The sequence below is a fragment of the Acinetobacter sp. YH12208 genome, from assembly GCF_013418055.1.
Taxonomy (GTDB): domain Bacteria; phylum Pseudomonadota; class Gammaproteobacteria; order Pseudomonadales; family Moraxellaceae; genus Acinetobacter; species Acinetobacter pseudolwoffii.
The window spans coordinates 1-10583 of the sequence record NZ_VPCT01000029.1; the positions used below are offsets into that span (position 1 = coordinate 1).

The window sequence follows — 10583 nt, forward strand, 5'->3', positions numbered from 1 at the left end:
TTTGGTATTACGTCTAGAAGAAAGATAAAAATCAATGGTATCGCCACGTTGATCGACTGCACGATACAGATAAGACCATCGTCCATTCACTTTTACATAGGTTTCATCAATATGCCACGAGCTCAGACCTGTAGGATTACGCCAATACCAGCGTAAACGTTTTTCTATTTCAGGAGCATAACGTTGAACCCAACGATAAATCGTCGTGTGATCAACATTCACACCACGTTCGGCCAGCATTTCCTGCAGTTCACGATAGCTAATGCCATATTTACAATACCAGCGCACAGCCCAAAGAATGATTTCGCCCTGAAAATGCCGACCATGGAAAGGATTCATATACTGCACCTTTAGCTAAAACAGTCTTCAGCTTACCATTCGTGGTTATTTGCAACAGTGCCCTTTTAAATACCTCAAATGCATTATTTTGGCTAGAATCAAAAATTTAAATTGGTAGGTATTTGGTAGGTAGGATTCTTTTTAGCTTCATCCAATACTCATATTACGGTGAGGGTCACCGATAAAATAATCAATGGATGGTAGAAGGAATAACACCATGGCTTTTAAAAATATTTCAGATCAAACTAACGGTTTTTATATTCCCTGTGTTTCACTTTTTGGTCCGGGCTGTGCTAAAGAAATCGGGATCAAAGCACAAAATTTAGGCGCCAAGAAAGCACTGATTGTAACTGATGCTGGCCTGTTTAAATTTGGTGTTGCAGATGATATTGCAAATTATTTGAAAGAGGCAGGTGTTGACAGTTATATTTTCCCAGGCGCGGAACCTAATCCAACTGATATTAACGTGCATCATGGAGTTACAGCTTATAATGAAAACGCCTGTGATTTTATTGTATCGTTAGGTGGGGGTTCATCACATGACTGTGCCAAAGGCATCGGTCTGGTCACTGCAGGTGGCGGACATATCCGTGATTATGAAGGGATTGATAAAAGTACCGTTCCGATGACACCACTGATTGCAATCAATACCACGGCAGGGACAGCTTCGGAGATGACACGTTTCTGTATCATTACCAATACCGATACCCATGTGAAAATGGCGATTGTAGATTGGCGTTGTACCCCACTCATTGCGATTGATGACCCTAAACTGATGTTAGCCAAACCTGCAGGCCTGACTGCGGCAACAGGGATGGATGCTCTGACACATGCGGTCGAGGCCTATGTATCTACGGCCGCCAATCCCATCACTGATGCCTGTGCAGAAAAGGCGATCACCATGATCAGTGAATGGCTCAGTCCCGCAGTGGCGAATGGGGATAATCTGGAAGCACGGGATGCCATGAGCTATGCCCAGTATCTTGCAGGCATGGCTTTTAATAATGCCTCTTTAGGTTATGTGCATGCGATGGCGCATCAGCTTGGTGGTTTCTATAACTTGCCACACGGGGTCTGTAATGCGATTTTGCTCCCACATGTCTGTGAGTTTAACCTGATTGCCTGTCCGGAGCGTTATGCCAAAATTGCCCAATTGATGGGGGTGAATATAGAAGGTTTAACTGTAACTGAGGCAGCTTATGAAGCGATTAACGCCATTCGGCAGCTTTCATCGTCAATTGGCATTCCATCAGGTTTAGCGGAATTGAATGTAAAAGAAGCTGACCTCGCCACTATGGCAGAAAATGCGCAAAAAGATGCCTGCATGTTAACCAATCCACGTAAGGCCAGTCATGCTCAAGTCGTGGATATTTTTAAAGCGGCAATGTAATACCTCCTTGTAAGTCTTATTTTCAATCATCTGACTTACACTTTAACAGGCCTTATTTCGCCTACTGAAGAAGTATGCCAATAGCAATTCATTGCTTTTGGCTACCGCTTTTACCTTCATAATAGGATAAAAAATAGAGGGGAATTATTTTATAAGTCCCCTAGCCTAAAAATATCCATGTTTATCCTAGAGCATAAAAATATCCTAATTTCTTCTACTTCGTTCCAGCCAGAAAAAATTTCCCATCGTATGATCTTAATATCATATTTAATCTCTGAGGAATAAACTGTACGTCCTTCATATGAAATGAAGATGATCGTAGCTGATTTTGATGAAGTGAGTCCCCTCAAGCGGCCAAGTAAATGGCATAGCCACTGAAAAATCATCAGATTAATAAAATTTTAGGATCTGATTCAGATGAAATCGACAAGTAAATCTATTGTGAATAGGGATGATGCTGAATATTCCAGGATTTTCCTATATAGCCTTCTACCGCTGAAGGGATTCGTTTTAAAGGTCTTTATATTTTAAAAGAGTTTGATGGACGGGATGGGTTTTGGGCATTAGTTCAATCAGGCGTTCCACCGCATCAATCGCTTCAGGGAAATGCGATACATGTTTCAGCAGGACGTCAGTTTCATTGGCTTTAAAAATGGCATTACTTAGACGTGATTCCAGACAATCTCGCCAGGCACATAAAAATGGACTTTCCGTTTTAGCCAGAAATACGCCAGTACATAATTTTAGGGCAGAATTAATATATCCAGCATCCAGAGACTGTTCGGTAAGTAAAAAATCGGCCTCTACATGTACCAATAATCGGTAAGGCCTAGAACCTAACATGCCCCCCAGTACATCGCGCAACTGCGACATTTCTGCTTTTAAGGTGCCCATACTAACTTTGCGTTCACCATATAAGGCCTGATGCAAGGTATCCAGACTCAAGCCTTGCGGGCATAAGGCCAAAATGGTCAAAATTTCAATCTGGCGAGGGGTCAGAACCAGCATCTTGCCATTAAACAGTATTTGGGGTACTGAAAAAGCCCGAATGAACAGGCGTTGCTTCTGGCATTCTAACAAAGCAGATTGAATGATTGTGGCGCAACGCTCAGCAGCCAACAGGGCCAAACTGTTATGCTTCTGCCAAGTGGTAGATAGATCAATGACACCTAAGATCTGTTTTGAATAGGGATCGATAATCGGTGCAGCATAACAAACCCAGTCATGAATGGAGGACATGTAATGTTCACTGGAAAAGACACAGGTGGATTGTTGCGTTTTTAAGGAGAGTGCCAGTGCATTGGTTCCGACCAGCTCTTCGCGCCATTGCCCACCTTCAATAAAATGTACACTTTCTGCGGCACTTTGCATTTGTGGGCTAGAAGCTGCCCAAATGATGGTACTGCCGATATCTCCGACCGCCAGCACCATAGAAGATTGCTCGGCAATATGTTTTAAATCCTGAGCACAATGTTGCAGGGCTTGGGCTAAAGTTGAGGAAGAAGTGGTCTTTTTTAAATCCGTCAGCGGTGCTGCTAAACGATTCTTCGGGATTTCAGCCGAGGATGAACGTTGCCAGGAGCTGGCAATACTCTGTCCCAGCTGTTCTGCATGTAAGGGAGACAAACTGCTGTTTTGCCGAAGCTGATCAGTATTGTGCCTTTTTTCCATCAAATCTTGTTTTGTCATCATTCCTTATTCTCACAACAATTCATGATTTACATCCGCTGTAATCGTTATTTTTTTAAAATGGATGAAAATATCGTGAACATGCTAGCTCCAACCTTTTTCCAACCTTATACCAGTTATATTAATCAAATAAGATGCAGAAGTACCTTATACCAAAGCTGTAGAAGCGGTTTTGCCATACGAAAATAAGCAAAGGAAATACATATGCGTTACGTCAATCCTAATCAACCTGGTTCAAAAGTTCATTTTAAAGCACAATACGAGAATTTTATTGGCGGCGAATGGGTCGCTCCGGTCAAAGGTGAATACTTTGACAACATCTCTCCGGTAGATGGCAAAGTCTTTACCAAGGTTCCGCGTTCTTCTGTAGAAGACATTGAATTGGCCCTGGATGCAGCGCACAAAGCCAAAGAACAATGGAACAGAGCATCGCCGACCACCCGCTCCAATATTCTGTTGAAAATTGCCGATCGTCTGGAACAAAATCTGGAACTTCTGGCTGTGGCAGAAACCTGGGACAATGGCAAACCGATCCGTGAAACGCTGGCTGCCGATATTCCGCTGGCTATTGACCATTTCCGTTATTTTGCCGGCTGTATTCGTGCGCAGGAAGGCGGCATTTCCGAAATTGATGAAGATACGATTGCTTATCATTTTCATGAGCCGTTGGGCGTCGTGGGTCAGATTATCCCGTGGAACTTTCCGATTCTGATGGCTGTCTGGAAACTGGCACCTGCCCTGGCTGCGGGCAACTGCATTGTGTTGAAACCTGCAGAACAGACTCCGGTCAGCATTCTGGTGCTGGCTGAACTGATTCAGGATATTTTGCCACCGGGTGTCCTGAATATCGTCAATGGTTATGGGGTTGAAGTCGGTCGCCCGCTAGCCACCAACCCACGCATTGCCAAGATTGCCTTTACCGGTTCCACCGCCGTCGGTCAGATGATCATGCAATATGCCACCGAAAATATTATTCCGGTGACGCTGGAACTGGGGGGTAAATCACCGAATCTGTTCTTTGCCGACATCATGGATCAGGAAGACGATTATCTGGACAAAGCGCTGGAAGGTTTTGCCATGTTTGCCCTGAACCAGGGTGAAATCTGCACCTGTCCATCGCGTGCGCTGATCCAGGAAAGTATTGCTGACGAATTTCTGGCGCGTGCCGTTGAACGGGTGAAACGGATTAAAACCGGGCATCCGCTGGATACTGACACCATGATTGGCGCGCAAGCCTCACAGGAACAGCAGGACAAGATTCTGGGCTGTATTGCCACTGGTCGTGAAGAAGGCGCACAGATCCTGACTGGTGGTGAAGCACGTCAGGAAGTGGGTCAAGGTTTCTATATTGAGCCGACTATCTTTAAAGGCACCAATGACATGAAGACCTTCCAGGATGAAATCTTCGGGCCTGTATTGGCTGTGACCACCTTTAAAGACTTTGATGATGCGATCAAGATCGCCAACGATACGATTTACGGACTCGGTGCCGGGGTCTGGTCACGCTCAGCGCATACTTCCTACCGTGCTGGCCGTGCCATTCAGGCCGGTCGGGTCTGGACCAACTGTTATCACATCTACCCTGCGCATGCGGCTTTCGGTGGCTATAAAAAATCCGGCATTGGTCGTGAGAATCACAGAATGATGCTGGATCATTATCAACAAACCAAAAATCTGTTAGTGAGCTATTCGACCAAACCAGCCGGGTTCTTTTAAGAAGTGAAATACATTCAAAGCGAACTTCGGTTCGCTTTGAATGTATGGTAGCTAGCTTTCACAAAATATCAGCAACATCTTCAAGCTGCGGCCAATTCAAATAAAGTTTTTAGGGCGTGTCCTCATTTGAAAAATTGGTTTTAAATACTTAAAATCCTCCTTTAAGCTCTTTTGATTTCTATATTTTTTCAATGGCACGTACTCTTCTCACCGATGATATCTGGCAGCAAATTCAAGATACTATGCGATTACACGGTTGTTACTGTTCAAAGAATAGTAGAAATATCATGGAAGCGATCTTATGGAAACTGCGTACAGGCGCCACATGGCGTGATATTCCCCAAGAATTTTGTCCTTGGCAAACTGCTTACAATCGCTTTAATCGTTGGGCAAGTAAGGGATTGTGGGATAAATTTTTTTTAGATTACGAGGCATCTTGGATCAAGAATGGGTATTCATTGACGGAAGCTACATACGCGTGCATCAACATGCAAGTGGAGCTCGGCATGGTTTCGAAAGAGCAATTGGACAATCACGCGGTGGACGAACAACAAAAATACATCTTGCAACCGACGCGAATGGATTACCGATTGATTTTAAAATCACTGAGGGTGACGTCCACGACAGTCAAGTTGCAAAACAACTGATTGATACGGTAGACGAGGCAACTTATCTCATTGCTGATAAGGGGTATGATGCTGAGCACATTAGAATATATGCCAAGAACAAGAATATGATTCCCATTATTCCATTGAGATCAAACAGTAAGAGATCGAATAAGGAATTTGATAAATATCTATATAAATTAAGACATTTAGTTGAAAATGCTTTTGCGAGATTAAAACATTTCCGTGCTATTGCAACTCGATTTGATAAACTGGCACGCAATTATAAATCTATGATTCGTATAGCCTGTATATTTATTTGGTGCAAAGCCAAATGAGGACACACCCTAGTCTATAAACACTTTTTTTAAAGGAAAGAGCATCACCTCAAATTTCTATTTGCAATAGTGTCATTTCAAGATAATTTCACTCTATAAAGATTTCGCCACATTCTCCAGCCATTCAGTGCAAGAAGAATAAAGAGAAAATAGAGTACGGCTGTTAAATACAATGATTTATGGGTGTACATACCGACATAAATCACATCTAGAACACACCACAAGCCCCAGCTTTCAATATATTTTTTTGCCGCCCAATAACTTGCCACCAAGCTAAAAGAGGCTAACATGGAGTCCAACCAAGGTAGTGACGCTGCGGTAAAATGAGCAAATAAGGCACCAATCACCAGACCAGCGACAATACCCACAATCAGGCTATATACCCAGATTTTTTTATTCAAATAGCCAATCTGTACAGTCAGATCCTGGTCTTGATCTTTCTTCGACCAGCTATACCAGCCATAGAGTTGCATCAAGATAAATACGGCTTGTAATGCTGCGTCTGCAAATAAATTGACACGATAAAAAATAATGATATACAGAAATACAGCGACAATATTCACTACCCAGCAGGCTTTATATTGTTTAGACGTCAACCAGACACCTAAAACATTTAAAATGAACGCTGCAATTTCTATATTTTCCATAGCAATATAACCTGATTAAGCAGCCAATTTAGAAGTTCAGATTGAATGACAAGGTTGCTGTACGCGGCGAACCCAAGAATAAATAATCGTCACCCAAAAATTCACCTGCATCACGCCAGTATTTCTTGTTGAACAGATTATTAATATTCAAGCGTAGCAATGCATCGGTCGTATTTAGCTTAAATTGATAAGCAGCGCCTAAATCAACCACACTATAACCTGCGACTTTCGCAGCACCCTCTTTGTTAGCATATTTGCTGGAACTGTATTGACCACCTGCCAGAACAGTGAAACCTGCAATGCTCGGTACGTTATAGCGAAGATGTGTTGCGAAACGAACTTTTGGCACGTTTTGCGCCTGATGATTGCCATATTCAACCGCTTCTACATTTTCTAAACGGGCTTTAGTCAAGGCTAAAGATGAAGTTAAGGCCAGATGATCGGTTAATGCACCATTCAGTCCGAGCTCCAGACCCTGACTATGTTGTTCGCCTTCCGCAACAAAATAGCGAAGTCCTGAAATCGGCTTGCTATATTGGTTGTCTTGGTGTAAATCAAATAGCGAGGCAGTCAATAAAAACTGCTTGATCTGTTGTTTTAGGCCAATTTCATATTGCTCTGAATAGATCGGCGCTAGAGTTTCAGCAGCATTCTCTGCAAACCAAGGCGCTGTCTTTCCATCTGACAAACCTTTGGCATAAGAGGCATACAGAGTTGTTGACTCTACCGGGCTATAACTCACTGCAAACTGTGGTAAAAATTTGCCTAAATCCGTATCACGAACTTTTATTACCTGCTTACCCTCTGCATCATAAGCATGTGCTTGTTCATCAAGCTCGATCCATTTTCCACCAATCAAAGTAGACCATTTCTCATTCCACTCAATACGATCTAAAACCGTAAAAGCAGTCTGTTCACTATCTAAAGCTTTAAAATAGGGACCGACATCACCTAATTGTTGTTCTACTTGTAGTGGATCCTCATAAATATTACCTGCAATATCTATGTCCTCTGGGTTCTCGTATAAATGTGTATATATGTTTCTATTTAATCCAGGATATCGATCACGAGATTTATTGGTTTGCGTAATATCAAAATTTAGATAATGTTGTGCCCAGTTGGTATCAATCACCCCATCCAATTTGACTTTAAATTGATTGGTCTTAAAGGTGTCATCTGGGTTGCGATAATCATAAATATCATAATTGCCATTAGCGTCAAAGGTGTTGCCTAAGCCATTATATTCACATACCGTGGCATAGCATCCCCAAGCAAATGTTGAATAATCATCAACCTTGGATTTACTGTGCGCTGCAACAAGTCCCAAGTTCCAGTCATCATTCAAGGCATAACTATATTTTAAACCAGTATTCAGACTATCGATCGTGACCGGTTTACCCCAAGTCTGGTAACCAAGCAATCGATCCCATTTCACATTTTCTGGGACTTTGCCATCCAGTAATTGATAGCCTGGCACTGATTTTTGTTCGGAACGCTGTGCTTCAAGATCAAATTCCAATTTAGATTGCTCAGATGTTTTCCAGTCTAAGGCCAATGCCGCTAAATAGCGCTCACCATCCACGTGATCGACATAAGACTCAATCTGCTCATTCACCAGATTGATGCGATATCCGAATTGCTGCTCATCACCCAAAAAACCACCGAGATCAGTTGCCACTGAAAACTGGCCGTGTTGATCGGCAGAGAATGTCAGGGCCTGGATATCTTTGGGTCGCTTGGTGACATAATTGACCACACCACCCGGGGTCGACATACCACTTTGAATCGCGGAAATGCCTTTTAAAATTTCCACACGTTCTTTGTTTTCAAGTGCAACGTTTTGTTCACCACGAATCACATTGCCATTAATGAGGTAGCTTGATGCCAAATCGAGTTCAAAGCCACGCGAGACAAAGTTTGGATAATAGCCAATTGCAGCATAGCCATCACCGATGGCTGCATCATTTTTTACCACATCGCTCAGCACGCGAGCATGTTGTTCAGCAATGAGATCGGCAGTCACGATAGAGACCGATGCAGGTATTTTTTGCAGACTGTCCGTAGCAAATCCCTCGACATTCACTTTGGCACTCGAGTAAGGGATGCTTTGATCGGCTGTAATGACAATCGTGTCAAGCTGTTGAACATCGTCTTCAGCATAAGTCAGCGGGGCTAAACAAAGCTGCGACAGAATGATCATATTTAAAGATCGGGTTAATACATTCTGTTTGAGTTGACGATTGTTCATACGAAACCTTATGTATTTGAAGTGGGTGATGATGCCGGGTTTAGAGAGCAACTAAGAAGAGTGCAATTCGTGTTGAATGAGCCGGGTTAAAGTCTGGGTAAATTGTTGGCCTTGTTCGCCAAAGAACCAGTCCACATGACCGATAATCCAGTCGTAATAAGCCGCATCTGCATGGTTGAGGTTGTGGGTAATGCCCACAAAATACTCCAGCTCTGAAAAAGCGAAATCCAGATGCACGATTTTCAGCAGTTCTGGCAAAATACTAAAATCTTCTTGTGGATGTATCTCGGAAAAATAAGCATGGAGAAAAGCGGTTAAACCGGCTTCATCAATCGGAATATGTGGGTTCTGCTTTAATTCCAACCAATCAATGAAATTACGTTCAATCGTCACAGCCAGATCATAAAGTGCCGAATTTCGGTCAGATAAACCAAAATCAATTACGGCAGTAATCTCCGCTTTGGCATCCGGTGCTGACCAAAATAGATTAGAAGCGTGTAAATCGTTATGGGTCCAAATTCTGCTTGCCTGTTGCAATACAGGCTGAATACGCTGGTGAACCTGTAAGATTTGATCTAAAAAGTAAGGATCTAAATTTTTGTCGGCACAGTAACGGCTTAATTCTGGACTGTTTACAATGCGCCGTTGAATGGCTGTAACGATATTTTCACTGTTTAAAAGCTGCTGATTGGACAATAAATAAGATGCTGATCGGCCTTGCCGCTCAGGAAAATCCTGCATGGCCATATGTAAGCTTGCCAGTAATTGCCCCGCTTTCGCAGCATGTTCAGCATAGAAAAAAGGTTTCCAGGATTGCTGATCTGCATACAGATCTAAGCCGGCTGCTTTTGCATAGACTTCATAGGTCCAGTCACCTAGCTCTAAAGCGGTCAGACCTTGATTTGAGCTAATCAATGCTGCAACAGGAATTTCTTTGCTAGCTAAATGCTGAAGAACGGCATGCTCCTGTAAAATATCGCGGGCACGACGAAAGGAACAATGGCTGCGCTTAATCAAATACTGATGCGCGACTATTTCATCCCTGCTCACAAGATCCTGCTCTACTTTAACCAATACTGCAGATGAAAATGGCCGTGGACTACACCACAAAATCTGAATATGACCTTGTAAACAGGAATACTGCTGCTGCAGGCTTTGTAATTCTGGATCAGAAATATGTGCCCAGTCTTTATTTTCCCAGGCATTGCCCATACCATGACCTAAATCATCAGTCATTGTGGTCATTATCAATATCCCTGAGCCAGATCATCATGTGGTAATGGAGAGTCATCATTTAAGCAAACATCTACACAGTATTTTCAAATACATTTAATATTTAAGGTTTGTCCCAAAATTAAGTGGTACATACCAGTATTAAATTGGATGAAAGTTTAGCCTTTTAAATATAAAAATAGAATGCTTAATAATTAAAATTATTTTAAAAATAAAAAATCCTAAAAACACAGAAGTTTTTAGGATTTGAATAGATCTCTTGCGAAAGTAAAAACCACCTCAATATAAATTTCATGAGATATCAGAAATTAAATCGTTTTTCAGATTCTGAATTCAAACGCTTGGTTGGCGTACCTCGACAAGTTTTTACTGAAATGG

General features: G+C 42.4%; 7 protein-coding genes and 2 pseudogenes. 4 read left to right on the forward strand and 5 right to left on the reverse strand.

Annotation, left to right across the window (positions count from 1 at the left end; translation table 11 throughout):
- A pseudogene (locus FTU95_RS14295) lies at positions 1 to 339 on the reverse strand (IS6-like element IS1006 family transposase); the annotation flags it as partial.
- Positions 340 to 556: 217 nt separating this feature from the next.
- Between FTU95_RS14295 and FTU95_RS14300 the strand changes: the two are divergent.
- A complete protein-coding gene (locus FTU95_RS14300; RefSeq protein WP_159516847.1) occupies positions 557 to 1729 on the forward strand; it encodes an iron-containing alcohol dehydrogenase in 1173 nt (390 codons plus the stop codon).
- 510 nt (positions 1730 to 2239) lie between these two features.
- Here FTU95_RS14300 and FTU95_RS14305 read toward each other — a convergent pair.
- The gene (locus FTU95_RS14305) at positions 2240 to 3421 is read right to left on the reverse strand and encodes a transcriptional regulator (RefSeq protein ID WP_159516848.1); all 1182 of its coding nucleotides are present in this window, start codon (positions 3419 to 3421) and stop codon (positions 2240 to 2242) included.
- 201 nt (positions 3422 to 3622) lie between these two features.
- Between FTU95_RS14305 and FTU95_RS14310 the strand changes: the two genes are divergently transcribed.
- Together FTU95_RS14310 and FTU95_RS14315 are read left to right on the forward strand one after the other, a co-directional pair.
- Entirely contained in the window at positions 3623 to 5134 is a 1512-nt protein-coding gene (locus FTU95_RS14310) for an aldehyde dehydrogenase family protein (RefSeq protein ID WP_159516849.1), read from the forward strand.
- Between the two features lie 191 nt (positions 5135 to 5325).
- Positions 5326 to 6077 (forward strand): IS5 family transposase gene (locus FTU95_RS14315; RefSeq protein WP_373685564.1). Its coding sequence is split into 2 segments (ribosomal slippage): positions 5326 to 5560 and positions 5560 to 6077, totalling 753 coding nucleotides; the frame shifts between segments, so codons are not numbered across the junction.
- 77 nt (positions 6078 to 6154) lie between these two features.
- On the opposite strand, the gene pnuC is transcribed toward FTU95_RS14315, so the two are convergent.
- Genes pnuC through FTU95_RS14330 form a run of 3 tightly spaced genes read right to left on the reverse strand, consistent with a single transcriptional unit; the run spans position 6155 to position 10217 of the window.
- Entirely contained in the window at positions 6155 to 6724 is a 570-nt protein-coding gene (gene pnuC, locus FTU95_RS14320) for a nicotinamide riboside transporter PnuC (RefSeq protein WP_103800505.1), read from the reverse strand.
- Positions 6725 to 6752: 28 nt separating this feature from the next.
- Positions 6753 to 8972 (reverse strand): TonB-dependent siderophore receptor, encoded by a 2220-nt coding sequence (locus FTU95_RS14325; RefSeq protein WP_103800504.1) that lies wholly within the window; start codon positions 8970 to 8972, stop codon positions 6753 to 6755.
- 51 nt (positions 8973 to 9023) lie between these two features.
- Complete coding sequence (locus FTU95_RS14330; protein WP_005093759.1) at positions 9024 to 10217, reverse strand: phosphotransferase enzyme family protein; 1194 nt, start codon at positions 10215 to 10217, stop codon at positions 9024 to 9026.
- Between the two features lie 281 nt (positions 10218 to 10498).
- Here FTU95_RS14330 and FTU95_RS14335 point away from each other — a divergent pair.
- Positions 10499 to 10583: pseudogene (locus tag FTU95_RS14335) on the forward strand (IS5/IS1182 family transposase); the annotation flags it as partial.